Origin of the sequence: Pseudomonas sp. P20 (assembly GCF_016463925.1) — a bacterium.
Classification (GTDB): domain Bacteria; phylum Pseudomonadota; class Gammaproteobacteria; order Pseudomonadales; family Pseudomonadaceae; genus Pseudomonas; species Pseudomonas aeruginosa.
Genome location: NZ_JAEMVM010000025.1, coordinates 57,078 through 83,725, shown reverse-complemented (window position 1 = coordinate 83,725; position 26,648 = coordinate 57,078). Strand labels below are relative to the sequence as shown.

At 64.4% G+C, this 26,648-nt stretch carries 28 protein-coding genes; 12 read left to right on the top strand and 16 right to left on the bottom strand.

The features are described 5' to 3' along the window. Positions 1 to 36 precede the first annotated feature (36 nt). Complete coding sequence (gene thiO, locus JHD77_RS25260; RefSeq protein WP_191519341.1) at positions 37 to 1,131, bottom strand: glycine oxidase ThiO; 1,095 nt, start codon at positions 1,129 to 1,131, stop codon at positions 37 to 39. A gap of 134 nt (positions 1,132 to 1,265) precedes the next feature. Here thiO and JHD77_RS25255 point away from each other — a divergent pair, with 134 nt between their 5' ends. The 8 genes from JHD77_RS25255 to pilE all read left to right on the top strand — a co-directional run bounded on the left by JHD77_RS25255 (position 1,266) and on the right by pilE (position 8,614). After that, positions 1,266 to 1,775, top strand: a complete 510-nt coding sequence (locus JHD77_RS25255; protein WP_023088572.1) for a GspH/FimT family pseudopilin — start codon at positions 1,266 to 1,268, stop codon at positions 1,773 to 1,775. A 105-nt stretch (positions 1,776 to 1,880) separates the two neighbouring features. Next, positions 1,881 to 2,387 carry a GspH/FimT family pseudopilin gene (locus JHD77_RS25250; protein WP_003102598.1) on the top strand — a complete coding sequence of 169 codons (507 nt, stop codon included), beginning with the start codon at positions 1,881 to 1,883 and terminating at the stop codon, positions 2,385 to 2,387. Next, positions 2,378 to 2,935 carry a type 4a pilus minor pilin PilV gene (gene pilV, locus JHD77_RS25245; RefSeq protein WP_003094697.1) on the top strand — a complete coding sequence of 186 codons (558 nt, stop codon included), beginning with the start codon at positions 2,378 to 2,380 and terminating at the stop codon, positions 2,933 to 2,935. Before JHD77_RS25250 ends, pilV begins: the two co-directional genes overlap by 10 nt. Beyond that, positions 2,932 to 3,756 carry a type 4a pilus minor pilin PilW gene (gene pilW / locus JHD77_RS25240; RefSeq protein WP_023114841.1) on the top strand — a complete coding sequence of 275 codons (825 nt, stop codon included), beginning with the start codon at positions 2,932 to 2,934 and terminating at the stop codon, positions 3,754 to 3,756. The genes pilV and pilW overlap by 4 nt, the downstream gene beginning before the upstream one ends. After that, complete coding sequence (pilX, locus tag JHD77_RS25235; protein ID WP_003112826.1) at positions 3,753 to 4,340, top strand: type 4a pilus minor pilin PilX; 588 nt, start codon at positions 3,753 to 3,755, stop codon at positions 4,338 to 4,340. The genes pilW and pilX overlap by 4 nt, the downstream gene beginning before the upstream one ends. An 11-nt stretch (positions 4,341 to 4,351) precedes the next feature. Beyond that, on the top strand, positions 4,352 to 7,843 hold the full coding sequence (gene pilY1, locus JHD77_RS25230) for a type 4a pilus biogenesis protein PilY1 (RefSeq protein ID WP_003102607.1): 3,492 nt from the start codon (positions 4,352 to 4,354) through the stop codon (positions 7,841 to 7,843). 1 nt (position 7,844) lies between these two features. Continuing rightward, complete coding sequence (gene pilY2 / locus JHD77_RS25225; protein ID WP_003102609.1) at positions 7,845 to 8,192, top strand: type 4a fimbrial biogenesis protein PilY2; 348 nt, start codon at positions 7,845 to 7,847, stop codon at positions 8,190 to 8,192. Then, positions 8,189 to 8,614 (top strand): type 4a pilus minor pilin PilE, encoded by a 426-nt coding sequence (gene pilE / locus JHD77_RS25220; RefSeq protein WP_003094721.1) that lies wholly within the window; start codon positions 8,189 to 8,191, stop codon positions 8,612 to 8,614. The genes pilY2 and pilE overlap by 4 nt, the downstream gene beginning before the upstream one ends. Before the next feature lie 46 nt (positions 8,615 to 8,660). On the opposite strand, the gene ispH is transcribed toward pilE, so the two are convergent. The 6 genes from ispH to murJ form a co-directional block, all read right to left on the bottom strand. After that, positions 8,661 to 9,605, bottom strand: coding sequence for a 4-hydroxy-3-methylbut-2-enyl diphosphate reductase (gene ispH / locus JHD77_RS25215; RefSeq protein WP_003094724.1), 945 nt, complete (start codon positions 9,603 to 9,605; stop codon positions 8,661 to 8,663). A gap of 85 nt (positions 9,606 to 9,690) precedes the next feature. Beyond that, positions 9,691 to 10,131, bottom strand: a complete 441-nt coding sequence (gene fkpB / locus JHD77_RS25210; RefSeq protein ID WP_003102613.1) for an FKBP-type peptidyl-prolyl cis-trans isomerase — start codon at positions 10,129 to 10,131, stop codon at positions 9,691 to 9,693. Next, on the bottom strand, positions 10,124 to 10,633 hold the full coding sequence (gene lspA, locus JHD77_RS25205; RefSeq protein ID WP_003110420.1) for a signal peptidase II: 510 nt from the start codon (positions 10,631 to 10,633) through the stop codon (positions 10,124 to 10,126). Before lspA ends, fkpB begins: the two co-directional genes overlap by 8 nt. Then, positions 10,626 to 13,457 (bottom strand): isoleucine--tRNA ligase, encoded by a 2,832-nt coding sequence (ileS, locus tag JHD77_RS25200; protein ID WP_023103515.1) that lies wholly within the window; start codon positions 13,455 to 13,457, stop codon positions 10,626 to 10,628. The genes lspA and ileS overlap by 8 nt, the downstream gene beginning before the upstream one ends. Positions 13,458 to 13,480: 23 nt before the next feature. Beyond that, positions 13,481 to 14,419, bottom strand: coding sequence for a bifunctional riboflavin kinase/FAD synthetase (ribF, locus tag JHD77_RS25195; RefSeq protein ID WP_003102619.1), 939 nt, complete (start codon positions 14,417 to 14,419; stop codon positions 13,481 to 13,483). A gap of 96 nt (positions 14,420 to 14,515) precedes the next feature. Beyond that, positions 14,516 to 16,054, bottom strand: coding sequence for a murein biosynthesis integral membrane protein MurJ (gene murJ / locus JHD77_RS25190; protein ID WP_003102622.1), 1,539 nt, complete (start codon positions 16,052 to 16,054; stop codon positions 14,516 to 14,518). Positions 16,055 to 16,337: 283 nt separating this feature from the next. On the opposite strand from murJ, the gene rpsT reads away from it, so the two are divergent. After that, positions 16,338 to 16,613 (top strand): 30S ribosomal protein S20, encoded by a 276-nt coding sequence (gene rpsT, locus JHD77_RS25185; RefSeq protein WP_003094744.1) that lies wholly within the window; start codon positions 16,338 to 16,340, stop codon positions 16,611 to 16,613. Positions 16,614 to 16,679: 66 nt separating this feature from the next. Here the strand turns inward: rpsT and JHD77_RS25180 are convergent, their stop codons facing one another. The 5 genes from JHD77_RS25180 to rplU all read right to left on the bottom strand — a co-directional run bounded on the left by JHD77_RS25180 (position 16,680) and on the right by rplU (position 20,299). After that, on the bottom strand, positions 16,680 to 17,144 hold the full coding sequence (locus JHD77_RS25180) for a CreA family protein (RefSeq protein WP_003094746.1): 465 nt from the start codon (positions 17,142 to 17,144) through the stop codon (positions 16,680 to 16,682). A gap of 11 nt (positions 17,145 to 17,155) precedes the next feature. Continuing rightward, entirely contained in the window at positions 17,156 to 18,274 is a 1,119-nt protein-coding gene (proB, locus tag JHD77_RS25175; protein ID WP_003094756.1) for a glutamate 5-kinase, read from the bottom strand. A 70-nt stretch (positions 18,275 to 18,344) separates the two neighbouring features. Then, positions 18,345 to 19,565 (bottom strand): Obg family GTPase CgtA, encoded by a 1,221-nt coding sequence (gene cgtA, locus JHD77_RS25170; RefSeq protein ID WP_003094758.1) that lies wholly within the window; start codon positions 19,563 to 19,565, stop codon positions 18,345 to 18,347. Between the two features lie 141 nt (positions 19,566 to 19,706). Beyond that, on the bottom strand, positions 19,707 to 19,964 hold the full coding sequence (gene rpmA, locus JHD77_RS25165) for a 50S ribosomal protein L27 (RefSeq protein ID WP_003094760.1): 258 nt from the start codon (positions 19,962 to 19,964) through the stop codon (positions 19,707 to 19,709). Positions 19,965 to 19,987: 23 nt separating this feature from the next. Further along, positions 19,988 to 20,299, bottom strand: a complete 312-nt coding sequence (gene rplU / locus JHD77_RS25160) for a 50S ribosomal protein L21 (protein ID WP_003094761.1) — start codon at positions 20,297 to 20,299, stop codon at positions 19,988 to 19,990. A 240-nt stretch (positions 20,300 to 20,539) separates the two neighbouring features. On the opposite strand from rplU, the gene JHD77_RS25155 reads away from it, so the two are divergent. The 3 genes from JHD77_RS25155 to JHD77_RS25145 all read left to right on the top strand — a co-directional run bounded on the left by JHD77_RS25155 (position 20,540) and on the right by JHD77_RS25145 (position 24,240). Continuing rightward, positions 20,540 to 21,508, top strand: coding sequence for a polyprenyl synthetase family protein (locus tag JHD77_RS25155; RefSeq protein WP_003094763.1), 969 nt, complete (start codon positions 20,540 to 20,542; stop codon positions 21,506 to 21,508). 137 nt (positions 21,509 to 21,645) lie between these two features. Next, positions 21,646 to 21,870, top strand: a complete 225-nt coding sequence (locus tag JHD77_RS25150; protein ID WP_003094765.1) for a PA4570 family protein — start codon at positions 21,646 to 21,648, stop codon at positions 21,868 to 21,870. 342 nt (positions 21,871 to 22,212) lie between these two features. After that, positions 22,213 to 24,240, top strand: coding sequence for a c-type cytochrome (locus JHD77_RS25145; protein ID WP_003105121.1), 2,028 nt, complete (start codon positions 22,213 to 22,215; stop codon positions 24,238 to 24,240). Positions 24,241 to 24,309: 69 nt separating this feature from the next. On the opposite strand, the gene JHD77_RS25140 is transcribed toward JHD77_RS25145, so the two are convergent. From JHD77_RS25140 to JHD77_RS25125, 4 genes are all read right to left on the bottom strand, one after another. Beyond that, positions 24,310 to 24,927 (bottom strand): FKBP-type peptidyl-prolyl cis-trans isomerase, encoded by a 618-nt coding sequence (locus tag JHD77_RS25140; RefSeq protein ID WP_003094769.1) that lies wholly within the window; start codon positions 24,925 to 24,927, stop codon positions 24,310 to 24,312. An 84-nt stretch (positions 24,928 to 25,011) separates the two neighbouring features. Further along, positions 25,012 to 25,317: a DUF6482 family protein gene (locus JHD77_RS25135; RefSeq protein WP_003105116.1), complete on the bottom strand. Its 306-nt coding sequence runs from the start codon at positions 25,315 to 25,317 to the stop codon at positions 25,012 to 25,014. 256 nt (positions 25,318 to 25,573) lie between these two features. Further along, complete coding sequence (locus JHD77_RS25130) at positions 25,574 to 26,062, bottom strand: TIGR00645 family protein (RefSeq protein WP_003094773.1); 489 nt, start codon at positions 26,060 to 26,062, stop codon at positions 25,574 to 25,576. A gap of 173 nt (positions 26,063 to 26,235) precedes the next feature. Beyond that, a complete protein-coding gene (locus tag JHD77_RS25125; RefSeq protein ID WP_003094775.1) occupies positions 26,236 to 26,577 on the bottom strand; it encodes a PA4575 family protein in 342 nt (113 codons plus the stop codon). Positions 26,578 to 26,648 lie beyond the last annotated feature (71 nt).

Genomic DNA, 26,648 nt, shown 5'->3' with positions numbered 1-26,648 from the left:
GGCCTGTCCGAAGACAGGCCTTTTGGTTTTCGCTCCTCAGAGGCGACCAGCCGGGGCGTAGGGGACCGGGTCGATGATCGCTTCCCGCCCGCTCATGAGATCCGCCAGCAGACGGCACGACGCCGGTGCCAGGACCAGCCCGTTGCGGTAGTGCCCGGTATTCAGCCAGAGCCCGTCGAAGCCAGGCACCGGACCGATATAGGGGATGCCTTCGGGAGAGCCCGGGCGCAACCCTGCCCAGTGGGCCACCGGCTGCATGTCCGCCAGTTCCGGCAACAGTTCTGCCGCAGACGCCCTGAGGCTTTCCAGCGCCTCGTCGGTCGGCGTCTTGTCGAAGCCCGAATGTTCCAAGGTGCTGCCGATCAGGATGTGGCCGTCGCGCCGCGGAATCGCGTAGCGCCCCTTGGCCAGCACCATGCGCGGCAGGAAATCCGCCGCGCACTTGTAGAGGATCATCTGCCCTTTCACCGGTACCACGGGCAGTTCCAGGCCAAGCGGCTTCAACAACTCGCCGCTCCAGGCGCCCGCCGCCAGCAGCACCTTGTCGCCACGAATCTCGCCACGCGAGGTCGCCACGCCGACCACTCGATCGCCGTCGCGCAACCAGCCGCGCACCTCCGTCTGTTCATGCAGTTCGAGATTGGCGAATTGTTGCAGGGATGCCCGCAATGAGCGCGCCAGGCGAGGATTGCGCACATTGGCCACGCCCGACATGTAGACCGCCCGCTGGAAGCCGGCGCCCAGCCCGGGCACCGCCGCGTAGGCCTCCTCGATCGGCACGTCCCTCAACGGCCGAGTGTGCTTGCGTGCCCACTGCAGTGCCTCGGTCTGGTCGTCCAGGTCCAGCCAGTACAGGCCAACGGTATGGACCTCGGGATCGAGCCCGGTCTCGTCGAGCAAACGCTGCCCCAGGGCCGGGTAGAAGTCCTGCGACCAGTGCGCCAGGGCGGTCACCGCCGGGCTGTAGCGCCACGGATAGAGCGGCGAGACGATCCCGCCTCCCGCCCAGGATGCCTCACGCCCACTCTCGCCCCGCTCCACCAGGGTCACCCGCAGTCCGGCGAGCGCCAGCTCCCGGGCGGTCAACAGGCCGATGACGCCAGCGCCCACTACCACAACTCTTTCCGACACCAGGGCCTCCACGATCACACAGGGGTTGCAGAAAAGTCGGTCATACGCCTCATCCCGCAGCTGATTGAGGCAACGGGGAAAATCCGGCGAGATACGACCGTCGCGGAATGATACGAGCAAAAGGACCGCCTGCCATGGTCGAAAGGTCGCAGAGAGCGTTCACGCTCACCGAGCTGCTGTTTGCGCTGGCTCTGCTGGGGATACTGGGAAGCCTGGCGCTGCCCGGGATGGCAGCCTGGCTGGACGGCAGTCGCCAGCGAAGCGTGTTGCACGAGCTGAGCGCGAGCATCCAGCTGGGCAGAGCGCATGCCGTCGCCTACCAGCGCCCGGTGACGCTCTGTCCGTCGACCGATGGCCGTCACTGCGGCAACGACTGGGGAGAGGGCTGGCTGCTTGCGGAAGACGGTGGGGAACGGCTTCTCGTGGGACGCGCGCTTGCAAAGAAGGAAAGGCTCCGCTGGAACCGTTCGAACCGCCTCAGGTTCCTCCCCAGCGGCCAGCTCAACATTCACAACGGGCGGTTTCTGCTCTGCGGAAGGCATACCGTTGCCTGGCAACTGATCCTCAACCGGCAGGGCCGGCTCCGTACCGCGAGCGCCAGGGAGAACCGAGAGAAACGTGAGCTATGCAGCACTTCCGGATGATCATGGACCAGTTGTCCTGCCCCACGGGCCGACCGTCAACGACCGCAAGACGCTCCCAGGCCCGTTTGGCATGCTTTCCAGGCGTAGACCCCCTGGAGCAACCGCATGTCATATCGTTCCAACTCGACCGGCTTCACCCTGATCGAGTTGCTGATCATCGTCGTCCTGCTGGCCATCATGGCGAGCTTCGCCATTCCGAACTTCAAGCAGCTGACAGAACGCAACGAACTGCAGAGCGCCGCCGAGGAACTCAATGCGATGCTGCAGTACGCTCGCAGCGAAGCCGTGTCCCAGAGGCGCGCGATCAGCATCCAGGCGCTGAAGGACAAGGACTGGGGCAAGGGCCTGAGCATAGGTGTCCTGGCCTCCGGCTCGATCGCCGCGCCCCTGCGCAAGCACGACGGCTTCCGTGCCGCCACGCTGACAGCGAAGGAAAAGAGCGCCGTGGAACATCTGACCTTCACGGCCAACGGTACCCTCGTACCGCCAACGGAACGAACCTTCGCCATCTGCCAGAACGGCAAGACCGACGGCGGCCGCGTGCTGAGCATCAGCCAGGCCGGCCGGATCCAACTCGAACCTTCCTCCAAGGCGCCCCAGTCATGCTATTGAAATCGCGGCACAAGCCGCTGTACCAATCCGGCTTCAGCATGATCGAAGTGCTGGTCGCCCTGCTGCTGATCAGCATCGGCGTGCTGGGCATGATCGCCATGCAGGGCAAGACCATCCAGTACACCGCCGACTCGGTCGAGCGCAACAAGGCAGCCATGCTCGGCAGCAACCTGCTGGAAAGCATGCGGGCGAGCCCGAAGGCGCTGTACGACGTCAAGGACCAGATGGCCACGCAATCCGACTTCTTCAAGGCCAAGGGGTCGGCGTTCCCCACCGCGCCGTCCTCCTGCACGCCATTGCCCGACGCGATCAAAGACCGCCTGGGATGCTGGGCGGAACAGGTGAAGAACGAACTGCCAGGCGCTGGCGACCTGCTGAAGAGCGACTACTACATCTGCCGCAGCTCGAAGCCGGGCGACTGCGACGGCAAGGGCTCCATGCTGGAAATCCGCCTGGCCTGGCGCGGCAAGCAAGGCGCCTGCGTCAACGCCGCCGACAGCAGCGCCGACACATCCCTCTGCTACTACACCCTCAGGGTCGAGCCATGAGCATGAACAACCGCTCCCGACGGCAATCGGGCCTGTCCATGATCGAACTACTGGTGGCCCTCGCCATCAGCAGCTTCCTGATTCTCGGGATTACCCAGATCTACCTGGACAACAAGCGCAACTACCTGTTCCAGCAAGGCCAGGCAGGCAACCAGGAAAACGGACGCTTCGCCATGATGTTCCTGGACCAGCAACTGGCCAAGGTGGGTTTCCGTCGGCGTGCGGACGATCCCAACGAGTTTGCCTTCAAAGCGCTGGCCAAGTCCGCATTTTGCGAGGAGTTCAAGGCCGGAGCCACCCTGGTGCCCGCGATAGCCAAGACCGGCCAAGCCGGCTTCTGCTACCGCTACCAGCCGGCGCCCGGCGAGGCCTACGACTGCGAAGGCAATTCGATCACCACGCCCAGCGATCCATTCGGGACTGCCGACGCCATAATCGCCCGCATTCTCTTTATACCCTCAACCGCCGATGCTCCCGGAACGCTTACCTGCTCGGCGCAGAGCCTCAAGGACAGAGGCCAGGAGATCGTCAGCGGCCTGGTCGACTTCAAGCTCGAGTACGGCGTCGGCCCGACCATGGCCGGCAAACGCGAGGTGGAAAGCTTCGTCGAACAGGCCAACATCGCCGACCGTCCGGTGCGTGCCCTGCGCTACTCCGCGCTGATGGCCAGCGACAAGAACCTGCGCCAGGGCGACAGCAAGACCCTGGACGATTGGATCACGCTCTACCCCTCGTCCAAGACCAGCCTGCAAGGCAACGACAAGGACCGCCTCTACCAGATCGCCAAGGGCAGCCAGACACTCAGGAATCTCGTGCCATGAACAACTTCCCTGCACAACAGCGCGGCGCCACGCTGGTCATCGCCCTGGCGATCCTGGTGATCGTCACCCTGCTGGCGGTCTCGAGCATGCGCGAAGTGGTACTGGAAAGCCGCATCACCGGCAACGTCATCGAACAGACTCGCTTGCAGAACGCCGCCGAGTCCGGACTCCGCGAAGGCGAGCGGCGCTTCGTCAACACCCTGCGTCCGCCGGAGCCCGGCACCGGTTGTACGGCCGACAACGTGGCCCGCCCCTGCCTGCTGGACCTCGCCGCGCTGAACCTGAAGCTGGCGGACACCCACCAGAATCCGGTCGGCGTGCTGAAGGGCATCGCCAATACCTGGATGAGTTACCGCGGCAGCGACATCAGCAGCGCGACCACCGCGGGCACGCTCTACAGCGTGCAGTGGAACAACCTGCCCATTCCCTCGGGCGGCCAGGTCAACGAAGCGGAAAGCCCCGAATACGGCAACCTGATGCGCGGCATCGGCACCTTCTACTACGAGACCAATAGCGTCGCGCGCAACCAGACCAACAGCGAAACCGTCCTGCAGACCGTTCTCGCCCGTCTCTATACCAACTGATCGAGCCTCGCATGAAATCGGTACTCCACCAGATCGGCAAGACCTCGCTGGCAGCCGCGCTCAGCGGCGCCGTCCTGCTCTCCGCCCAGACCACCCACGCCGCCGCCCTGTCGGTCAGCCAGCAGCCGCTGATGCTGATCCAGGGCGTCGCCCCGAACATGCTGGTGACTCTCGACGACTCGGGCAGTATGGCTTATGCCTATGCACCGGATAGCCTGGTCAACAGCCGCAACAACGTCTATTTCGCGTCGAACAGCTACAACCCGATGTACTTCGACCCGAATACCCAGTACAAGCTGCCGAAAAAGGTGACCCTTTCCAATGGCCAGATCCAGGTGCAGGACTATTCCAAGCCCAGCTTCACCGCGGCATGGCGCAACGGTTTCACTCAGGAAGGCCGGGTAAACCTTTCCCGTGACTACAGGCCAACGGTGCAGTACCAGGGCGGATCGGGAGCAGGCACCGAGTCCAGCATCGACTGGTACGGGGCTCCTGCCTTCTACTACCAATACAGCGGGGGCCGCGGTTGCAGCCTCACCACTTCGAGTTGCTACACCCGTGTGGAAATCAGCGGCGCGGCCCAGCAGCAGAACTTCGCCAACTGGTACTCCTTCTATCGTACCCGCGCCCTGGCCACCCAGACCGCCGCTAACCTGGCGTTCTACAGCCTGCCTGAAAACGCCCGGATCAGTTGGCAACTACTGAACAGTTCCTCGTGCCTGATCGGCAGTGGCTCCAGTAACTGTTACAACAACTACCTGAGAGACTTCACCGGGCAACATCGGGTGAACTTCTTCAACTGGCTGGAGAACCTGTCGGTCGGAGGTGGTACTCCGCTGCGTCAGGCCATGACTCGAGCAGGGGAGTTTCTCAAGAAGACCGGCGTCAACGGCCCCTATGCCTATCGACCTGGTACCCAGACCTCGCCGGAATACAGCTGCCGTGGCAGCTATCACATTCTGATGACCGATGGTCTTTGGAACAACGACTCGGCCAGCGTAGGCAATGCCGACAGCACGAGTCGTAGCCTCCCCGATGGCAAGAGCTACAGCAGCCAGACGCCTTACAGGGATGCTGCGTCCAATACCCTGGCCGACCAGGCCTTCCATTACTGGGCCACCGATGCCCGGCCGGATATCGACGACAATATCAAGCCGTACATTCCCTACCCGGACCAGGCCAATCCCTCGGCGGAGTACTGGAATCCGCGCAACGATCCGGCGACCTGGCAGCACATGGTGACCTATACCCTGGGCCTGGGCCTGACCACCAGCCTCACCAGCCCGAAGTGGGAGGGTTCCACCTACTCCGGCGGCTATGACGAAATCGCCGCCGGGCGCCTCAGCTGGCCGAACGCTTCGAATAACCATAGCAACAACGTCTATGACCTGTGGCACGCCGCAGTGAACTCCCGGGGCGAGTTCTTCAGCGCCGACTCGCCGGACCAACTGGTCGCGGCCTTCCAGGACATCCTCAACCGAATTTCGGGCAAGGACCTGCCGGCATCCCGCCCCGCCATCAGCTCGTCCCTGCAGGAAGACGACACTGGCGACAAGCTGACCCGCTTCGCCTACCAGACCAGCTTCGCCAGCGACAAGAACTGGGCTGGCGACCTGACCCGCTACAGCCTGACCACCCAGGACAAGGCCACCGTGCAGACCAAGCTGTGGAGCGCGCAGAGTATCCTCGACGCGATGCCCAACGGTGGAGCTGGCCGCAAGATCATGATGGCCGGATCCGGTACCTCGGGCCTCAAGGAGTTCACCTGGGGCAGCCTCAGCGCCGACCAGCAGCGGCAGTTGAACCGCGATCCGGACCGCAACGATGTCGCCGACACCAAGGGCCAGGACCGAGTGGCCTTCCTGCGTGGCGATCGCAGCAAGGAGAACAGCGACAACTTCCGCACCCGCAACTCGATCCTCGGCGATATCATCAACTCCTCGCCGGCGACGGTCGGCAAGGCCCAGTACCTGACCTACCTGGCCCAGCCGATCGAGCCCAGCGGCAACTACTCCACGTTCGCAGAAGCACAGAAAACCCGTGCCCCGCGGGTATACGTCGGCGCCAACGACGGCATGCTGCACGGTTTCGATACCGACGGTAACGAGACCTTCGCCTTCATCCCAAGCGCGGTCTTCGAGAAGCTCCACAAGTTGACCGCCCGCGGCTACCAGGGCGGCGCCCACCAGTTCTACGTCGACGGCTCGCCGGTGGTCGCCGACGCCTTCTTCGGCGGCGCCTGGCATACCGTGCTGATCGGCAGCCTGCGCGCCGGCGGCAAGGGTCTGTTCGCCCTCGACGTGACCGACCCCGCCAACATCAAGCTGCTCTGGGAAATCGGCGTGGACCAGGAGCCCGACCTTGGCTACAGCTTCCCCAAACCCACGGTCGCCCGGCTGCACAACGGCAAGTGGGCCGTGGTCACCGGAAACGGTTATTCCAGCCTGAACGACAAGGCCGCGCTGCTGATCATCGACCTGGAGACCGGGGCCATCACCCGCAAACTGGAAGTCACCGGCAGGACCGGCGTACCCAACGGTCTATCCAGCCCTCGCCTGGCAGACAACAACAGCGACGGCGTAGCCGACTACGCCTACGCCGGCGACCTGCAAGGCAACCTCTGGCGCTTCGACCTGATCGCCGGCAAGGTCAACCAGGACGATCCGTTCAGCCGAGCCAACGACGGCCCGGCGGTGGCCTCGAGCTTCAGGGTGTCTTTCGGTGGCCAGCCGCTCTATTCGGCGGTCGACTCCGCCGGCGCGGCGCAAGCGATCACCGCCGCGCCCTCGCTGGTTCGCCATCCGACACGCAAGGGCTACATCGTGATCTTCGGTACCGGCAAGTACTTCGAGAACAGCGACGCCCGGGCCGATACCAGCCGCGCCCAGACGCTCTACGGCATCTGGGACCAGCAAACCAAGGGCGAAGCCGCGGGCAGCACACCCCGACTGACGCGCGGCAACCTGCAGCAGCAGACCCTGGACCTCCAGGCCGACTCGACCTTCGCCTCGACCGCTCGCACCATTCGCATCGCCAGTCAGAACCCGGTCAACTGGCTGAACAATGACGGCAGCACCAAGCAGTCCGGCTGGTATCTGGACTTCATGGTCAACGGCACCCTGAAGGGCGAGATGCTGATCGAGGACATGATCGCCATCGGCCAGGTGGTGCTGCTGCAAACCATCACCCCGAACGATGACCCCTGTGCCGACGGCGCCAGCAACTGGACCTATGGCCTCGATCCCTATACCGGCGGTCGCACCAGCTTCACCGTGTTCGACCTGGCACGCCAGGGCGTCGTGGACTCGAAATCCGACTACAGCTACAACAAGCAGAACGTCGCGGTATCCGGTACCGAGCAGAAAGGCCTGGGAGGCTTGACGCTGAGCACCAACGAACAGGGCAATCCGGAAGTCTGCTCCTCGGGCGAATGCCTGACCGTGAACCCCGGTCCGAACACCCGTGGCCGCCAGAACTGGCGCCCCATCGAAGGAAAGAACTGATATGAAAGTGCTGCCTATGCTGCTGGCCCTGGCCGTTCCCGGCCTCTGCTGGGCCGAAGATCCCCAGACCTTCGAAGGCGCTGGCGTGGTCTTCGAAGTCCAGGTCGAGAAGAACCTGGTGGACATCGACCACCGGCTCTACCGCCTGCCCAACAGCACCGTCAGGAACGGCATGCCCAGCCTGTTTCAGGTCAAGCCGGGCTCCGTGGTGTCCTACTCTGGCACCGTCAGCCAGCCGTGGTCCACCATCACCGATATCTACATTCACAAACAGATGAGCGAACAGGAGCTGGCCGAGATGATCGAGAAAGAACAGCCCCGCCAGGACGGGGAGGAGCAGCCCCGATGAGGACAAGACAGAAGGGCTTCACGTTGCTGGAAATGGTGGTGGTAGTGGCGGTGATCGGCATCCTCCTCGGCATCGCCATTCCCAGTTACCAGAACTACGTGATCCGCTCCAACCGCACCGAGGGCCAGGCCCTGCTCTCGGACGCGGCCGCGCGCCAGGAACGCTACTACTCGCAGAACCCCGGGGTCGGCTACACCAAGGACGTGGCCAAGCTGGGCATGAGTTCGGCCAACTCGCCGAACAACCTGTACAATCTCACCATAGCGACGCCCACCAGCACCACCTATACCCTGACCGCCACGCCGATCAACTCGCAGACCCGCGACAAGACCTGCGGCAAGCTGACCCTCAATCAGCTCGGCGAACGCGGCGCAGCCGGCAAGACCGGCAACAACAGCACCGTCAACGACTGCTGGCGCTGAAACGAAAGAGCCCCTCTACAAGAGGGGCTCTTTCATTGCGCACGGTTCACAAAGCCTTGACCCGCAGTTCCTTGGGCATCGAGAAGGTAATGTTCTCCTCCCGCCCCTCCAGTTCCTGCTCCTCCGACGCCCCCCACTCGCGTAGCTGGGCGATCACGCCGCGCACCAGCACTTCCGGCGCGGAAGCGCCTGCGGTGATTCCGATGCGACGCACACCGTCGAACCAGCCGCGTTGCATGTCCTCGGCGCCGTCGATCAGGTAGGCCGGCGTGCCCATCCGCTCGGCGAGTTCGCGCAGGCGGTTGGAGTTGGAACTGTTGGGGCTGCCCACCACCAGGACCATGTCGCACTGGTCGGCCAGTTCCTTCACGGCATCCTGGCGGTTCTGGGTGGCATAGCAGATGTCGTTCTTGCGCGGTCCCTGGATCTGCGGGAACTTGGCGCGCAGGGCATCGATGACCTTCGAGGTGTCGTCCATCGACAGGGTCGTCTGGGTCACGTAGTGCAGGGCTTCGGGCTTGCGCACCTCCAGCGCGGCGACGTCGGCCTCGTCCTCCACCAGGTAGATGGCACCACCGTTGCTGGCATCGTACTGGCCCATGGTGCCTTCCACCTCGGGGTGCCCTTCATGCCCGATCAGCACGCATTCGTGGCCGTCGCGGCTGTAGCGCACCACTTCCATGTGCACCTTGGTCACCAGCGGACAGGTCGCGTCGAAAACCTTCAGGCCGCGCCCCTCGGCTTCCTTGCGGACCGCCTGGGAAACGCCGTGGGCGCTGAAGATGACGATGACGTTGTCCGGCACCTGATCGAGTTCCTCGACGAAGATGGCGCCGCGCTGGCGCAGGTTGTCCACGACGAACTTGTTGTGCACCACCTCGTGACGCACGTAGATCGGCGGGCCGAAGACATCGAGGGCACGGTTGACGATCTCGATGGCGCGATCCACGCCGGCGCAGAAGCCGCGGGGATTGGCGAGTTTGATTTGCATGGCGGTCTCGTGGGCGACGCGGTGATTGGACGAATGAACCTTGCTACCGCCCTCCCCGCTTGGGAAGGGCGCAGCGACCGACGGTTCAGGCCGGCTGGACGTCGATGATCTCGACTTCGAAGGCCAGGGTCTTGCCGGCCAGCGGATGATTGAAGTCGACGGTCACCTGCTGCTCATCGAACGCCTTGACCACGCCCGGCAGTTCGGTCTTGGCCGCGTCGTTGAAGATCACCAGCAGGCCCTCGGCCAGCTCCATGTCCTGGAACTGGTCGCGCGGCATGATCTGCACGTTCTGCGGATTCGGCTGGCCGAAGCCCTGTTCGGGAAGAATGCTCAGGGTGCGCTTGTCGCCAGCCTTCAAGCCGAACAGCGCCTGTTCGAAGCCCGGCAGCAGGTTGCCGTCGCCGACCTTGAACGAGGCCGGCTGCTTGTCGAAGGTGCTGTCGACGACGTTGCCGTCCTCCAGCTTGAGGGCGAAATGCAGGGTGACGCGGCTCTCCTGGCCAATGCGGGTCGACTCAGCCATGGGCGGCTTCTCCGGATTTCTTCGATCTGAACATGTCGAGCGCCAGCATGACGGCGCCGACGGTGATGGCGCTATCGGCCAGGTTGAACGCCGGGAAGTACCAGCGGTTCTGCCAGTGCACCAGGATGAAGTCCACCACGTGGCCAAGGACCATGCGGTCGTAGAGGTTGCCCAAGGCGCCGCCGAGCACCAGCGCCAGGGCGATGGCCAACCAGGTCTCGCCTTTCTTCAGGCGTTTCAGCCAGACCACCAGGATCGCGCTGACGACGATGGCGATCAGGGCGAATAGCCAGCGCTGCCAGCCCGAGCTGTCGGCCAGGAAGCTGAAGGCGGCACCGGTGTTGTAGGCCAGGGTCCAGCTGAACAGATCGGGGATCACCACGATCTGCTGGTACATGCTCAGTTCGGCCTGGAAGAACGCCTTGCTGAGCTGGTCGAGGACGAACACCAGCACGGTGATCCACAACCAGGGCAAGCGCCCGAAACGATCGACGTCAGGCATAGTGGCGAACCTCGCCGCTGCCTTCGATGTTCTCGATGCAGCGACCGCACAGGTCAGGATGCGCAGCGTGCTGACCGACGTCCTCGCGATGGTGCCAGCAACGACCGCACTTGGCGTGGGTCGACTTGACCACTTTCAGCTTGAGGCCGGCGACTTCGCTGTCCACCGCGTCGGCCGGAGCCGCCGACAGCGGCGCCAGGGTCGCGGTCGAGGTGATCAGGACGAAGCGTAGCTCGTTGCCCAGCTTGGCCAATTGGGCCTGCAGCGCGTCTTCCGCATACAGGGTGACCTCGGCCTGCAGGTTGCCGCCCACGGCCTTGGCCGCGCGCTGGTTCTCCAGCTCCTTGTTGACCGCGGCCTTCACCGCCATGACCTGTTCCCAGTACTGGCGATTCAGTGTCACGTCGGCCGGCAGTTCGCTGAGGCCGTCGTACCAGGTGGCGAGCATTACCGACTCGGCGCGCTCGCCGGGCAGGAACTTCCAGACTTCCTCGGCGGTGAACGCCAGGATCGGGGCGATCCAGCGCACGAGGGCCTCGGCGATGTGGAACAGTGCGGTCTGGCAGGAGCGCCGGGCGACGCTGTTGGCGCCGGTGGTGTACTGGCGGTCCTTGATGATGTCCAGATAGAACCCGCCCAGCTCCTGTACGCAGAAGTTGTGCACCTTGGAATAGACGTTCCAGAAGCGGTACTCGCGATACGCCTCTTCGATCTCGCGCTGCAAGAGCAGGGCGCGATCGACCGCCCAGCGATCCAGGGCCAGCATTTCCTGGGGCGGCAGCAGATCCGTGGCCGGATCGAAACCGTTCAGGTTGGACAGCAGGAAGCGCGTGGTATTGCGGATCCGCCGGTAGGCATCGGCGCTACGCTGGAGAATCTGCTGGGATACCGCGATCTCGCCCGAGTAATCGGTCGAAGCCACCCACAGGCGCAGGATGTCGGCGCCCAGGGTATCGATGACGGTTTGCGGCACCACGGTGTTGCCCAGCGACTTGGACATCTTGCGGCCGGACTCGTCGACGGTGAAACCGTGGGTCAGCAACTGGCGGTACGGCGCATGGTTGTCGATCGCGCAGCCGGTCAGCAGCGAGGAGTGGAACCAGCCGCGGTGCTGGTCGGAACCTTCCAGGTAGAGATCGGCGACCGGGCCGCTGGCATGGCCGATCCGGTGGGAACCACGCAGCACGTGCCAATGGGTGGTGCCGGAGTCGAACCAGACGTCCAGGGTGTCGTTGATCTTCTCGTACTGCGCGGCGTCCTCGCCGAGCAGCTCGGCGGCGTCGAGCTTGAACCAGGCTTCGATGCCTTCCTTCTCGACTCGCTGCGCGACCTCTTCCATCAGCTCCACGGTGCGTGGATGCAGTTCGCCACTGGCCTTGTGCAGGAAGAACGGGATCGGTACGCCCCAGTTGCGCTGGCGCGAGATGCACCAGTCGGGACGCCCGGCGATCATTCCGTGCAGACGCGCCTGGCCCCAGCCCGGGACGAATTCGGTCTGGGTGATGGCTTCCAGCGCTCGCTCGCGCAGGGAAGCACCCTGCCTGGGCTGCTTGTCCATGCCGACGAACCACTGCGCGGTGGCGCGATAGATCAGCGGCGTCTTGTGCCGCCAGCAGTGCATGTAGCTGTGATTGATGGTTTCGTGGGCCAGCAGGCTGCCGACCTCTTCCAGCTTGGCCACCACGTTGGGGTTGGCCTTCCAGATGAACTGGCCGCCGAAGAACGGCAACGAGTCGACGTAGACGCCGTTGCTCTGCACCGGGCTGAGGATGTCGTCGTTGCTCATCCCGTAGCGCTTGCAGGTATAGAAGTCGTCTTCGCCGTAGGCCGGCGACGAGTGGACGATACCGGTGCCGGCATCGAGGGCCACGTAGTCGGCCAGGTACACCGGCGACAGGCGCTCGTAGAACGGATGGCGGAAGTTGATCAGCTCCAGCGCCTCGCCCTTGGCGGTGGCGACCACCTTGCCCTCGCGCTGGTAGCGCGCCAGGCAGGACTCGACCAGGGCCTCGGCCAGCACCAGGTAGCGATCGCCGGCATCGACCAGCGCGTAGTCGATCTCCGGATGCACGTTCAGCGCCTGGTTGGCGGGGATGGTCCAGGGCGTGGTGGTCCAGATGACGATCTGCGCCGGCTTGTCCAAGGCCGCCAGGCCGAAGGCCGCGGCCAGCTTGTCGGCATCCGCCACCGGGAAGCCGACGTCGATGGTCGGCGACTTCTTGTCGGCGTACTCGACCTCGGCCTCGGCCAGCGCCGAACCACAGTCGAAGCACCAGTTGACCGGCTTCAGGCCCTTGAACACGAAGTCCTGCTTGACCATTTCCGCGAGGGCGCGGATTTCGTTCGCCTCGTTGGCGAAATTCATGGTCTTGTAGGGGTTGTCCCACTCGCCGAGCACGCCCAGGCGGATGAAGTCGGCCTTCTGCCCTTCGATCTGCTCGGCCGCGTATTCGCGGCACAGTTCGCGGGTCTTGTCCGCCGGAAGATTCTTGCCGTGGGTGGTCTCGACCTTGTGCTCGATGGGCAGGCCGTGGCAATCCCAGCCCGGCACATAGGGCGCGTCGTAGCCCGCCAGGGTCTTGGAGCGGACAATGATGTCCTTGAGAATCTTGTTGACCGCGTGACCGATGTGAATGCTGCCGTTGGCGTACGGAGGGCCATCGTGCAGGACGAACTTCGGACGGTCGCCGCCAATGGCCCGCAGCTTCTGGTACAGACCGATGTCGTTCCAGAACTTCAGGGTTTCCGGCTCGCGCTGGGGCAGGCCGGCTTTCATTGGGAAGGCGGTTTCCGGAAGGTTTAGCGTCGCTTTGTAGTCGGTCATCTCAGGGCCTGTTCAGGATCTCTTCAATCAAGCGGTTGGCCCAGCCAGTAGGCCCGGGCGGCGGCGATATCCGCGAGAATCGCCGCCTTGAGTGCCTCCAGGGAGGCAAAACGCTGCTCGTCGCGCAGCTTCTGGTGGAAGGTCACCTGCAGATGCCGGCCGTATAGATCGCCGGCGAAATCGAGCAGGTGCACTTCCAGATGGGGACGGCCGTCGCCGTTCACCGAAGGGCGGGTGCCGATGTTCGCCACCCCCTGGCAACGCTGGCCATCGACCAGCGTACTGACCAGGTAGACCCCGTTCAACGGCGCCTTGCGCCGTTTCAGTTGAATGTTGGCCGTGGGCGAGCCCAGTTGCCGGCCGAGTTTCTGTCCATGCAGGACCCGTCCGCTCAGGCTGAAGGGACGCCCCAGAAGGCGCTCGGCGAGATGCAGGTCGCCCTCGGCCAGGGCCTGGCGGACCCGCGTGCTGCTCACCCGCACACCGTCCAGTTCGACGGTGGTGGCCGCCTCGACGGTGAACCCCTGCTCGCGACTGGCGTTCACCAGGAAGGCGAAGTCACCGGAGCGGTCGCAGCCGAAACGGAAATCGTCGCCCACTTCAAGATGCCGCACCGCCAGTCCATCGACCAGGACCTGGCGGACGAACTCGGCTGCCGACAGCTCGCGCAAGCGGCGGTTGAAGGCCAGGCAGAGCACCACGTCGACGCCCTGCCCACGCAGCAACTCGAGTTTCTCGCGCAGGCGGGTCAGGCGCACCGGCGCCGAATCGGGGGAGAAGAACTCGCGCGGCTGCGGCTCGAAAATCACCACGCAGCTGGGTACGCCCAGCTCCAGCGAGCGCTCGCGCAGACGCGCCAGGATAGCCTGGTGCCCGAGGTGGACGCCGTCGAAGTTACCGATGGTGGCGACGCAGCCCCCGGCCAGGGGCTGCAGGTTGTGTAGTCCGCGAAGCAGCTGCATAGCACGCTTATTGCTCAGAAAGTGGTCGATTATACGCGTACCGGGCGCCGGACAACAGGCAAAACGGCATGATCCCGCCGCCAGCCCGGACGCGCTTCACAGCACCGCCCGGCGGGAAAAGTCGCGCAGGCGGAAACCCAGCAGCGCGAGCATACCGAAATAGGCCAGGAGACCGGCAACCACCAGCAGGCCGAGGCGCAGGAATCGCTCCAGCATGGCGCCCTGCTCCCAGGCCGGCAGCCAGTGCATCGTGGCCAGCAGCACCGCCGACATCGCCAGCACCGCGACCACCAGCTTGACCAGGAACTTCGCCCAGCCCGGTTGCGGCAGGTACAGACGCTGCTTGCGCAGTTGCCAGTAGAGCAGGCCGGCATTCAGGCAGGCGGCCAGGCCGATGGACAGGGCCAGGCCGGCATGCTGAAGCGGGCCGATGAAGGCCAGGTTCATCAGTTGGGTGGAAACCAGGGTGAAGAGCGCGATCTTCACTGGCGTACGGATGTTCTGCTGGGCATAGAAGCCCGGCGCCAGAACCTTGACCAGGATGATGCCGAGCAGGCCGACGGAGTAGGCGACCAGCGCGCGCTGGGTCATCGCCGCGTCCACCGTGGTGAACTTGCCGTACTGGAACAGCGAGACGGTCAGAGGTTCGGCGAGGATCGCCAGGGCCAGCGAACACGGCAGCACCAGCAGGAAGCACAGGCGCAGGCCCCAGTCGAGCAGGCGCGAGTACTCATGGCGATCCTTGTTCGAATAGGTCTTCGCCAGCATCGGCAGGAGGATCGTCCCCAGCGCCACGCCCAATACGCCGGAAGGCAGCTCCATCAGGCGGTCGGCGTAGTACATCCAGGACACCGAACCGGCTGCCAGGAACGAGGCGAAGATGGTGTTGATGATCAGCGAGATCTGGCTCACCGAGACCCCCAGGATCGCCGGCAGCATCAGCTTCATCACCCGCCAGACGCCGCTGTCCCTGAGGTTCAGGCGCGGCAGCACGAGCATGCCGATCTTCCTCAGGTGCGGCAGTTGATAGAGGAGCTGCAACAGGCCGCCGGCCAGCACCGCCCAGCCCAGCACCATGACCGGCGGATCGAAATAAGGCGTGAGGAACAGCGCGAAGCCGATCATTGCGACGTTCAGCAGGGTCGGCACGAAGGCCGGCACCGAGAAGCGGTTCCAGGTGTTGAGGATCGCGCCGGCCAGGGACGACAGCGAGATCAGCAATATATAAGGAAAGGTCACCCGCAGCAGGTCGGTGGTCAGGGCGAACTTTTCCGGGGTATCGGCGAAGCCCGGCGCGGTGACCCAGATAACCCAGGGCGCGGCGAGGATGCCGAGCGCCGTGACCAGCGCCAGCACCAGCGTGAGCAAGCCGGAAACGTAGGCGATGAAGGTCCGCGTCGCCTCCTCGCCCTGCTGGTTCTTGTACTCTGCCAGGATCGGCACGAAAGCCTGGGAAAACGCCCCCTCGGCGAAGATCCGCCGCAACAGGTTGGGCAGCTTGAAGGCGACGAAAAAGGCGTCGGTGGCGAGGCCGGCACCGAAGATCCGCGCCAGGATGGTATCGCGGACGAAGCCGAGGACCCGCGACAGCATGGTGATGGAACTCACCGCCGCCAATGATTTGAGAAGATTCATGGATGTCGGGCTGCCGGCATGTCGAAATTGATCCTGTCCAAGACCGCGACCGGCCGGGCCGGTTCATCGCGCGAGTACGCCCTCGCCGCCGAACGGCGGTCCGCAAGGGCGCGCCGAGTGTAGAATGCGCGCCGGAATAAATCACCCGCAAGAAAGCAGGCGACATCCGTCGCCGATCTTTCCGGCCGCATGCGCAGCCCCTTGACAACCCCTGGAGGCGACGGCATTATTCGCGGCCTTAATTTGTTCGCTATTTACCCAGTTTTTTTCGAGGAGCTCGACGGTGGCCAACACACCTTCCGCCAAAAAACGCGCCAAACAGGCTGAGAAGCGTCGCAGCCACAACGCCAGCCTGCGCTCCATGGTGCGCACCTACATCAAGAACGTCGTGAAAGCCATCGACGCCAAGGACCTGGAAAAAGCCCAGGCCGCCTTCACCGCCGCTGTACCGGTGATCGACCGCATGGCTGACAAAGGCATCATCCACAAGAACAAGGCTGCTCGTCACAAGAGCCGTCTGAGCGGCCACATCAAGGCCCTCAGCACCGCTGCCGCCTAAGGCACGCCTTGCTCGAATAAAAAACCGGCCAATGGCCGGTTTTTTATTGCCCGCGACTCGCTCGCTTCAGCGAGCGGTCGGCCATGGCATGAGGGGAATCGCCGTCACCGCGTTCTGCGGACTACCTTCGATCACCCGGTCGCTGTAGACCAGATAGACCAAGGCATTGCGCTTGCGATCGAAGAAGCGCACCACCTGCATGCTTTTGAACACCAGCGAAGTGCGCTGCTTGAACACCTCTTCGCCATCCTTGAGTTCGCCACTGAACTGGATCGGCCCCACCTGGCGACAGGCGATCGACGCCTCGGCGCGATCCTCCGCCAGCCCCAGGCCGCCCTTGACCCCACCGGTCTTGGCGCGCGACAGATAGCAGGTCACGCCCTGCACCTTGGGATCGTCGAAAGCCTCGACGACAATCTTGTCGTTCGGCCCGACCCACTTGAACACCGTGGAAACCTCGCCGATCTCCTCCGCCCCGGCAAGCGCCGGCAACAGCAGCAGACCACCCAGCAACCCCGCGAGCTTGCGCATTCGCCCTCTCCTCAGACCAGAACCAGATTGTCGCGATGCACCAGCTCCGGCCCATCCACGTAGCCGAGCAAGGCCTCGATGGCATCCGTCGGCTGACCGAGGATCTTCTGCGCCTCCAACGCACTGTAGTTGACCAGGCCGCGCGCCACTTCGCGCCCGCCCTGGTCCACACAGACCACCATCTCGCCGCGACGGAAGCTGCCCTGGACCGCCTTGACCCCAACCGGCAACAGGCTCTTGTGATCCTGGCTCACCGCCTTCACCGCACCATCGTCCAGCACCAGGGTGCCGCGCATCTGCAAGTGGCCGGCCAGCCATTGCTTGCGCGCCGCCTTGCGACTGCGATCAGGGGTCAACAGGGTGCCGAGGCGTTCGCCGGCGCGCAGGCGGTCGAGGACACGCTCGATACGCCCGCCGACGATCACCGTATGCCCGCCGGAACGCGCCGCCAGGCGCGCCGCCCGCAGCTTGGTCTGCATTCCGCCGCGCCCCAGGGCGCCGGCACTGCCGCCGGCCACCGCATCGAGCTGCGGATCATCGGCACGCGCCTCGTAGATCAGTTGGGCATCGGGATTGTTGCGCGGATCGGCGTCGAACATACCGTCGCGATCGGTAAGGATCACCAGCAGGTCGGCCTCGACCAGGTTGGCCACCAGTGCCGCCAGGGTGTCGTTGTCGCCGAAGCGGATCTCGTCGGTGACCACCGTGTCGTTCTCGTTGATCACCGGGACCACGCCCAGCTCGACCAGGGTCCGCAGGGTGCTGCGGGCGTTCAGGTAGCGTTTGCGGTCGGAGAGGTCGTCATGGGTCAGCAACACCTGGGCGGTCTGCAGGCCATGCAGGGCGAAGCTGGACTCCCAGGCCTGCACCAACCCCATTTGTCCCACCGAGGCGGCGGCCTGGAGTTCGTGCATCGCGCTAGGTCGGGACACCCAGCCCAGGCGGCTCATACCGGCGGCGACGGCGCCGGACGACACCAGCACCAGCTCGATGCCGGCGCAATGCAGCGCCACCATCTGCTCGACCCAAACGGCCATGGCATTGCGATCCAGCCCACGGCCATCGGCCGTCAGCAGGGCGCTACCGATCTTCACCACCCAGCGCCGCGCGCCAGTCACCTTGTCCCGCATACCCTCAACCTTAGAAGCCCAGGCTTCGACTCTTCAGCCCCGCCGGCCCGCCCGGCGGGGTATCACGCCATCAGGGAACGTAGAAGATCTCCGGACCGTCGCCGTCGTCTTCCTCATCATCGAAATCATCGTCATCCACCGCACCGGCGTTCTTCAGACCCGAACGCCGCAGCGCGCGCGCATCGTCCAGGGCCTGCAGACGGGCCCGCGCCTCGTCCTCGATACGCCGGTCGAGTTCGGCCAGTTCCTCGGCATACTGCGGATCTTCTTCCAGGCGCAGGGTACGCTCGTCGAGATAGCGCATGATGTCCTGGCTGAGCGCCTCGGTGCCATCGCGCTCCAGGGCGGAGATCACATAGACCGGGCCTTCCCAGCCCAACCGCTCGATCACCGCCTGCTTGCGCGCCTCGCGCTCGGCCGGATCGAGGATCTGGTCCATCTTGTTCAGCACCAGCCAGCGCTCGCGCTCGGTCAGCGCCGGACTGAAGCGACCCAGCTCGCGAACGATGACCTCGGCGGCATCGGCCGGATCGCTTTCGTCCAGCGGCGCCATGTCCACCAGATGCAGAAGGATGCGAGTCCGCGCCAGATGCTTGAGGAAGCGAATGCCCAGCCCGGCGCCTTCGGCGGCACCTTCGATCAGGCCGGGAATGTCGGCGACCACGAAGCTCTTGTAGCGACCGACGCTGACCACGCCGAGGTTCGGCACCAGGGTGGTGAACGGATAGTCGGCCACCTTCGGCTTGGCCGCGGACACTGCGCGGATGAAAGTGCTCTTGCCGGCATTCGGCAGTCCCAGCAGGCCGACGTCGGCCAGCACCTTCAGTTCCAGCTTGAGGTCACGCGCCTCGCCCGGCTTGCCCGGGGTGGTCTGGCGCGGCGCCCGATTGGTACTGGATTTGAAACGGGTGTTACCGAGGCCGTGCCAGCCGCCCTGAGCGACCATCAGCCGCTGACCGGGCTCGGTCAGGTCGCCGATGATTTCCTGGGTATTGGCGTCGATCACGGTGGTACCGACCGGCACCGGCAGGATCAGGTCGTCGCCCTTGGCCCCGGTGCAGTCCTTGCTGCCGCCGTTCTCGCCGCGCTGGGCATCGAAACGGCGGGTGTAGCGATAGTCGACCAGGGTGTTCAGGTTGACGTCGGCTTCCAGATAGATGGAACCGCCGTCGCCACCGTCGCCGCCGTTGGGACCGCCCTTTTCGATGAACTTCTCGCGACGAAAGCTCATGAGGCCATTGCCGCCGTCACCGGCTTTCACGTGGATTGATACTTCATCGACGAATTTCATGGATACGCCTCCCACCACGAGGGCGGGTTAACAGAAAAAAACATAGGATACAGGATGCCCCGAAAGCAGGGCACGGCCGGAAGCCGGCGCAGAAACAAAAAAGCCCCGTCGCGAGACAGGGCTTTTTCAGCGAGCTATTGCTTAGGCAGCAACGATGCTCACGTATTTGCGACCAAAGGCGCCTTTGGTCTCAAACTTGACCACGCCGTCCACTTTCGCGAACAGGGTGTGGTCCTTGCCCAGGCCAACGCCGTAACCGGCGTGGAATTTGGTGCCGCGCTGACGAACCAGGATGTTGCCAGCCTTTACAGCCTGGCCGCCGAACAGTTTCACGCCAAGGCGTTTACTTTCTGAGTCGCGGCCGTTGCGGGTAGAACCGCCAGCTTTTTTGTGTGCCATGAGTCATATCCTCCAGAAAGGAATTAGGCCTGAATGCCGGTGATCTTGATTTCAGTGAACCACTGGCGGTGGCCCTGACGCTTCATGTGGTGCTTACGACGGCGGAACTTGATGATGCGGACCTTGTCGTGACGGCCGTGGGAAACCACTTCAGCGGTAACCTTCGCACCTTCGACGACCGGCAGGCCGATTTTCACGTCTTCGCCATTGGCAACCAGCAGGACGCGGTCGAAATCGATCGCTTCGCCGGTAGCGACGTCGAGTTTCTCGACCTTGAGGAATTCGCCTTCGGTGACCTTGTGCTGCTTGCCACCGGTAACAATCACTGCGTACATGTGTATCTCCGTTAAACCTGCTCACCCGACGCTTTATAGAAGTAGGAATCGGCCGGCATGGCTGCATGGGGTCGGATCGGACGCCCGTGCAATTGCGTAAGGCAGGGTATGCCAAGGAAGTTCAGGGCCCGCGATTGTACGGAAAGGTCCAGGCCGAGGCAAGTGCCACGGGCCTTTCCTTGACAGTCCCCCCCCTGCCACCTAGCATGCCGCGCAATCTTTGTGGAGCTATTGTCACTGATGCAACCCCAGGCCTTCTACCGCGTGGTGGCGGAAGATTTCACCGCCGTCGACGGGATCATCCGTCGCCAACTCACCTCCCGCGTTCCCCTGGTGGAAAAGATCGGCGACTACATCATCTCCGCCGGCGGCAAGCGCCTGCGCCCGCTGCTGGTCCTGCTCGCCGGCAAGACCCTGGGCTACAAGGGCGACGACCTCTGCCTGCTGGCCGCCACCATCGAATTCCTGCACACCTCCACTCTGCTGCACGACGACGTGGTCGACGCCTCCGGCCTGCGCCGCGGCCGCTCCACCGCCAATGCCCTGTGGGGCAACGCGCCGAGCGTGCTGGTAGGCGACTTCCTTTATGCCCGCTCCTTCGAAATGATGGTCGAGCTGGGTTCCATGCCGGTCATGCGCATCATATCCCAGGCCACCCGGGTGATCGCCGAGGGCGAAGTGCTGCAATTGTCCAAGGTACGCGACGCCAGCACTACCGAAGAGACCTACATGGAAGTGATCCGCGGCAAGACCGCGATGCTTTTCGAGGCCTCGACCCACAGCGCCGCCGCGCTGTGCCAGGCCGGCGAGGAACAGTCCGAGGCACTGCGCCGCTTCGGCGACTACCTGGGAATCGCCTTCCAGCTGGTGGACGACCTGCTCGACTACCGCGGCGACGCCGCGACCCTCGGCAAGAACGTCGGCGACGACCTCGCCGAAGGCAAGCCCACCCTGCCGCTGATCGTCACCATGCGCGACGGCACCGAGGAACAGGCCGCGCTGGTACGCAAAGCCATCCAGCAAGGTGGCAGCCAGGACCTGGAGAGCGTCTGTGCCGCCGTCGAGGCAGCCGGCGCCCTGGACTATACCGCCAACCTCGCCCGCGACTACGCCGCCCGCGCCATCGCCTGCCTGGATACGCTGCCGGACAACGAATACCGCTCCGCCCTGGTCGAACTCAGCGAATTCGCTGTCGCCCGTACCCACTGAACCGGGCTCGACTTGTGACGAACGCCGCCGTTTTCACGGCGGCGTTTTCGTTTTGCGACGAAAGGCACGATCAAGACTTGCTATTAAGATAATAAGAATTATTCTCATCTCACAGTCTTGTCACGGAGATGAGCGCCATGACTTATTTGATCGATGCCTGGCTTGATCGGCCACACCCCTACCTGCGGATCCTGCACCGGGAAACCGGGGAAATCTGCGCAGTCCTGGAAGAAGACGCGCTGGACGAACTGCGTGACCAGGGCGGCCTGGACCTGCACGAGTTGAACTCGAGCGAACCGCTGATCCTCAAGGAGCTGGTACGCAACCTGTTCCTCTTCTGCTACGCCCGCGCCCTGCGCTGAGCCTTTGCGATGACGCCAGGACGCGTCATCCGTGCGCCGCTGCCCGGGAGGCGGATCGCACGAACGGAGGCAAAGGCGCCTCCGGCCGGTTCCGGGAAGGTCACGGACGACCTTCCCGGAGTCACTTTCCTCATGTCCCGTTCTTTCCGCAACGCCTCGCCCGAGCACGCCGGCAGCCCCTCGCCGCGATAGGGATTCCTGCCTGATCCACATCAAGCCGACCTCGCCTGAAAGCCGTTACAACAGCGGCGTGACCGTCGTCCTGTCGACGGCCGCATAACGAAAAAAAGAATGGACCGTGGCCGAGGGGACCGCCCCAGGCCTACGCCTAAGGATGAGGAAATGCCTGCTTCTTTCCCGCGCCTCGGCTTGCTCGGCGCGCTGTGCTCCATCGTTCCCCTGCTCCATGCCAGCGAACCGACCACGGACGCTGCGCTCATCGAAAAAGGCCGCTACGTGGCCCAGCTCGGCGACTGCATCGCCTGCCATACCGGCCCGCAGGGCGCGCCGATGGCCGGCGGCCTGGAGCTGAAGACGCCAATGGGTACCATCTACTCGACCAACATCACTCCCGACCGGGAGACCGGCATCGGCCGCTACAGCTTCGAAGAGTTCGACCGCGCCATGCGCAAGGGGGTGACCGCCGAGGGAGTGAATCTCTATCCGGCGATGCCCTACCCGTCCTACGCCAAGATCAGCGAAGAAGACATGCGTGCGCTGTACGCCTACCTGATGCACGGCGTGCAACCCGTCACCCAGGCGAATACGCCGAGCGCGATGAGCTGGCCGTTCAACCAGCGCTGGGGCCTGTCGCTGTGGAACTGGGCGTTCCTCGACGACGCGCCGTTCACCCCCTCCAGCGACGCGGACCCGGCGATCAACCGCGGCGCCTACCTGGTACAGGGACTCGGCCACTGCGGCGCCTGCCATACTCCGCGCGGCATCGCCTTCCAGGAAAAAGCCATGAGCGAAGCCGGTCGTTCCGGGCAGCTCTACCTCGCCGGCGAAACCGTCGAACAATGGCAAGCGCTGAGCCTGCGCAACCTGTGGACGGTGGAGGACACCGTGCAGTTGCTGAAGACCGGGCAGAACCGCTTCGCCACGGTGTCCGGCAGCATGACCGATGTCATCCACCACAGCACCCAGCACTTCAGCGACGACGATCTGCTGGCCATCGCCAGCTACCTGAAGTCCCTGCCGGCCGGCAAGGACGACCTGCCCATGCCCGACAGCGAACGCCCACTGGCAGCACCGGTCGACCTGTACAGCTCGCGGGGCGGTCTCGGCTACGCGCAGTTCTGCTCCGACTGCCACCGCAAGGACGGCAGCGGCGTCCCGGGTATGTTCCCGCCGCTGGCCGGCAACCCCACGGTCGCTTCGGCCAACCCGAGCACGCTACTGCATATCACCCTTACCGGCTGGAAAACCGCGGAGACCGCAACCCACTCGCGGGTCTACACCATGCCCGGCTTCGCCCAGCTGGAAGACCGCGAAATCGCCGAGATCCTCAGCTTCGTCCGCAGCAGTTGGGGCAACCAGGGTTCGTCGATCGATGCCGGCCAGGTGAAGAAACTGCGCCAGCGGATCGAGGCCGGCAACGGCCCGGCCACGACCTTCGTCTCTCCACGCCTGGCGGACATGCTCGCGGCGCCGAACGCCGAACAGGTGGTACGCGGCATGCGCCTGCACCTGGAGACCCGCGAGCTGCTGCCGGCGAACGTCGGCAACCAGTTGAACTGCACCAGTTGCCACCTGAACGCCGGAACCGTAGCCGACGGCTCGCCCTTCGTCGGCGTCTCGGCGTTCTTCCCCAGCTACGCGCCCCGGGCGGGCAAGGTCATCGGCCTGGAGGAACGCATCAACGGCTGCTTCCGGCGCTCGATGAACGGTAAGCCTCTGCCACCGGACTCTGCCGACATGCAGGCGATGGTGGCCTACTTCGACTGGATGAAGAACAACACCCGGCCGCAGGACAAGGTCGCCGGCCGCGGCGTCGGCAAGGTCGACCCGGCGCTGAAGCCCGACCCGGAGAACGGCCGCAAGGTCTACGCCCGACAATGCGCGGTGTGTCATGGCGAGAATGGCGAGGGGCTGAGGAACAGTGCCGGCGAGATGCTCTTCCCACCGCTGTGGGGCGACGAGTCGTTCAATATCGGCGCCGGCATGGCGCGGACCTTCACCGCTGCCGCCTTCGTCAAGCACAACATGCCGATCGGCTTCCAGGAACGCTTCCCGCTCGGCCAGGGCGGCCTCAGCGACCAGGACGCAGTGGACGTCGCGGAGTACTTTTCGCACCAGCCGCGCCCGGATTTCCCGGACAAGATCAAGGACTGGCCGAAGGACAAGCGTCCGCTGGATGCCCGCTACTGATGCCGCCATGAAAAACGCCCCGTCGATGCGTCGACGGGGCGTTTCGCTCCTTCCTGGGGCCGATGCGCCTCAGAGGATTTCCAGCAGTTCGACGTCGAACACCAGCACGCTGTGCGGGGGAATGCTGCCGACGGCCTGGCCGCCATAGGCCAGTTCGCTCGGTACGTGCAGGCGCCACTTGGAGCCGGCGTTCATCAGTTGCAGCGCTTCGACCCAGCCGGCGATCACGCCGCCCACCGGGAACTCGGCCGGCTGGCCGCGCTGGTAGGAGCTGTCGAATACGGTGCCGTCGATCAGGGTGCCGTGGTAGTGGGTGCGCACGGTATCCTCGCGGGAAGGCTTGGCGCCCTCGCCAGTGCTCAGCACTTCGAACTGCAGGCCCGAGGGCAGCACGGTCACGCCTTCGCGCTTGGCGTTCTCGGCCAGGTAGGCGCGGCCTTCGCCAGCGGCGGCTTCGGCCTTGGCCTGGGCTTCGGCCTGCATGCGCTCGCGGATCACCTGGAAGCTGGCCGACAGCGCCTCGCCGGAAACCCGGCTGTCGATACCTGCGAACGCATCGGACAGGCCGGCCAGGACTGCGTCCAGGGTCATGCCCGGAACCGGATTCTCGCGCAGTTGGTCGCCCAGTTGACGGCCGATGCCGTAGCTGACACGGGCTTCGTCAGTGGTCAGGTTGAGTTCGCTCATGGCGCTGCTCCGCTGTGGGGTCGAAAAAGGGCGGCCAGCCTAGCACAGAAGGCCCTTCCCCCCTACCGGCGCAGCCGCTTGTGCTCAACCCTGGCGGATCGACAGCGGCAGCCCGCCGATAAACGAACCCGACTCGGCCAGGAGTCCACACATCTCGTCATCGACATCGGCGCACACCAACTCCACCGGAACCCTGTCCAGCCCGCGCAGTACCTGGCGCGCATGCTCCACGGAGCGCAGGCTGACCGGCTGGCCGAGATCGTCCTCCACCGGATAGGCGCGGTCGCCCATCTGCGCCTCCAGGACATAGATGCCGCCCTCCAGCGACACCAGGTGCAAGGCGTCGATATGTCCGGCCTGGACCCGGCCGGCGAGATCCTGCATGTTCATCGCGAACCTCTCGAGGTTGCGCAGGCAGCGGAAGCCTCCAGGTTTCCGCCAACCGCCTCGGTCCCGACAGCGCCGGCCCGATTCCCGGCATCGTCCGGCCGGCAGGCCCCGACGATGCGAAGGACGCCCGCTCCCGGCGTCCGCCCGATATCACAGGAAAGTCTTGCCCAGGCGGCAGGCAACGCAAGCCGGAAACGCCGCCGCCCGTCCGTTTTACAACGGCCGGGCGGCGCGAGCGAAACACTGGAGAGGGTCGTCAGTGACGGGTCTGCTTATCCAGGTAGCCCATGGCGAACGCCGAGAGCACGAAGGTCATGTGGATGATCACGTACCACATCAGCTTGTTGTCCGGCACATTCTTCGCGTCCATGAAGATGCGCAACAGGTGGATCGAAGAGATCGCCACGATGGAGGCGGCCACCTTGTTCTTCAGCGAGCCGGAATCCATCTTGCCCAACCAGCTGAGCTTTTCCTTGCCTTCGTCGATGTCCAGTTGCGAAACGAAGTTCTCGTAGCCGGAGATCATCACCATGACCAACAGGCCGCCAACCAGAGCCATGTCGATCAGTGAGAGCAGGACCAGGATCAGGTCGGCCTCGGCCATCGCGAAGATGTTCGGGATGACGTGGAATATTTCCTGGAAGAACTTGATGGTCAACGCCAGCAGCGCCAGCGACAGGCCCATGTAGATGGGAGCCAGCAGCCAGCGCGAGGCGTACATGGCGTTTTCGAAAAAGCGTTCCATGGTCTCTTGTGTGTATGTGCAGGGGAAAATGGGGCGGCGAGTATAACGCAGCGGCCGGCGGTTTTTATCCAGAAAATCTGTGGATAAATATGTGCACCGAGCCGGGATGGATCCCGCCAGCGATGATGGCACGGGGCCTCGGCCGGATTGCTCAGGCTTTGCCCAGGCGCCGCTCAGGATTCCGGGCGAAACAGGTAGTCGCCGACATGCGGCCGTCGTTCGCCATTGAGTCGGCGCAGTTCGCCCTGCAGGTGCAGGCGCCAGATCGGCGGGTCGACGGCTTCGATATAGCCTTGCTGGGCCAGGCAGTCGGCAATCGCCTGCAACACCCCTTCGGCCACCAGCGGTCCGTGGAAGGGGCCCTGGGCCTTGATCGCCGAAGGCTGGGAGCCGGACATGCCGGCGGCGCAAAGCAGGGTCCAGAGTCCGTTCTCTCCGGCCAGCGGCCTGACCACGCATTCGATTCGCGTGGTCAGCCCCAGACAAGGGCGGATGAGGCAGAGGTTACGCGGCATGGCGGCATCCTCACGGGGGTTCCCAGTTTTGAGCCTACACCTGCCGCCAGGTTCCGCATAGCGCCGGCGGG

Coding starts and splice junctions, on each gene's coding strand:
- JHD77_RS25140 (WP_003094769.1), bottom strand. CDS start 24,927: ATGAGCGAACTCAACCTGACCACTGACGAAGCCCGTGTCAGCTACGGC.
- JHD77_RS25145 (WP_003105121.1), top strand. CDS start 22,213: ATGCCTGCTTCTTTCCCGCGCCTCGGCTTGCTCGGCGCGCTGTGCTCC.
- pilY1 (WP_003102607.1), top strand. CDS start 4,352: ATGAAATCGGTACTCCACCAGATCGGCAAGACCTCGCTGGCAGCCGCG.
- JHD77_RS25130 (WP_003094773.1), bottom strand. CDS start 26,062: ATGGAACGCTTTTTCGAAAACGCCATGTACGCCTCGCGCTGGCTGCTG.
- fkpB (WP_003102613.1), bottom strand. CDS start 10,131: ATGGCTGAGTCGACCCGCATTGGCCAGGAGAGCCGCGTCACCCTGCAT.
- rpmA (WP_003094760.1), bottom strand. CDS start 19,964: ATGGCACACAAAAAAGCTGGCGGTTCTACCCGCAACGGCCGCGACTCA.
- JHD77_RS25250 (WP_003102598.1), top strand. CDS start 1,881: ATGTCATATCGTTCCAACTCGACCGGCTTCACCCTGATCGAGTTGCTG.
- pilY2 (WP_003102609.1), top strand. CDS start 7,845: ATGAAAGTGCTGCCTATGCTGCTGGCCCTGGCCGTTCCCGGCCTCTGC.
- ileS (WP_023103515.1), bottom strand. CDS start 13,457: ATGACCGACTACAAAGCGACGCTAAACCTTCCGGAAACCGCCTTCCCA.
- JHD77_RS25155 (WP_003094763.1), top strand. CDS start 20,540: ATGCAACCCCAGGCCTTCTACCGCGTGGTGGCGGAAGATTTCACCGCC.
- rplU (WP_003094761.1), bottom strand. CDS start 20,299: ATGTACGCAGTGATTGTTACCGGTGGCAAGCAGCACAAGGTCACCGAA.
- JHD77_RS25125 (WP_003094775.1), bottom strand. CDS start 26,577: ATGCCGCGTAACCTCTGCCTCATCCGCCCTTGTCTGGGGCTGACCACG.
- ribF (WP_003102619.1), bottom strand. CDS start 14,419: ATGCAGCTGCTTCGCGGACTACACAACCTGCAGCCCCTGGCCGGGGGC.
- pilW (WP_023114841.1), top strand. CDS start 2,932: ATGAGCATGAACAACCGCTCCCGACGGCAATCGGGCCTGTCCATGATC.
- lspA (WP_003110420.1), bottom strand. CDS start 10,633: ATGCCTGACGTCGATCGTTTCGGGCGCTTGCCCTGGTTGTGGATCACC.
- JHD77_RS25135 (WP_003105116.1), bottom strand. CDS start 25,317: ATGAACATGCAGGATCTCGCCGGCCGGGTCCAGGCCGGACATATCGAC.
- pilX (WP_003112826.1), top strand. CDS start 3,753: ATGAACAACTTCCCTGCACAACAGCGCGGCGCCACGCTGGTCATCGCC.
- pilE (WP_003094721.1), top strand. CDS start 8,189: ATGAGGACAAGACAGAAGGGCTTCACGTTGCTGGAAATGGTGGTGGTA.
- JHD77_RS25255 (WP_023088572.1), top strand. CDS start 1,266: ATGGTCGAAAGGTCGCAGAGAGCGTTCACGCTCACCGAGCTGCTGTTT.
- murJ (WP_003102622.1), bottom strand. CDS start 16,054: ATGAATCTTCTCAAATCATTGGCGGCGGTGAGTTCCATCACCATGCTG.
- ispH (WP_003094724.1), bottom strand. CDS start 9,605: ATGCAAATCAAACTCGCCAATCCCCGCGGCTTCTGCGCCGGCGTGGAT.
- JHD77_RS25150 (WP_003094765.1), top strand. CDS start 21,646: ATGACTTATTTGATCGATGCCTGGCTTGATCGGCCACACCCCTACCTG.
- pilV (WP_003094697.1), top strand. CDS start 2,378: ATGCTATTGAAATCGCGGCACAAGCCGCTGTACCAATCCGGCTTCAGC.
- cgtA (WP_003094758.1), bottom strand. CDS start 19,565: ATGAAATTCGTCGATGAAGTATCAATCCACGTGAAAGCCGGTGACGGC.
- proB (WP_003094756.1), bottom strand. CDS start 18,274: ATGCGGGACAAGGTGACTGGCGCGCGGCGCTGGGTGGTGAAGATCGGT.
- JHD77_RS25180 (WP_003094746.1), bottom strand. CDS start 17,144: ATGCGCAAGCTCGCGGGGTTGCTGGGTGGTCTGCTGCTGTTGCCGGCG.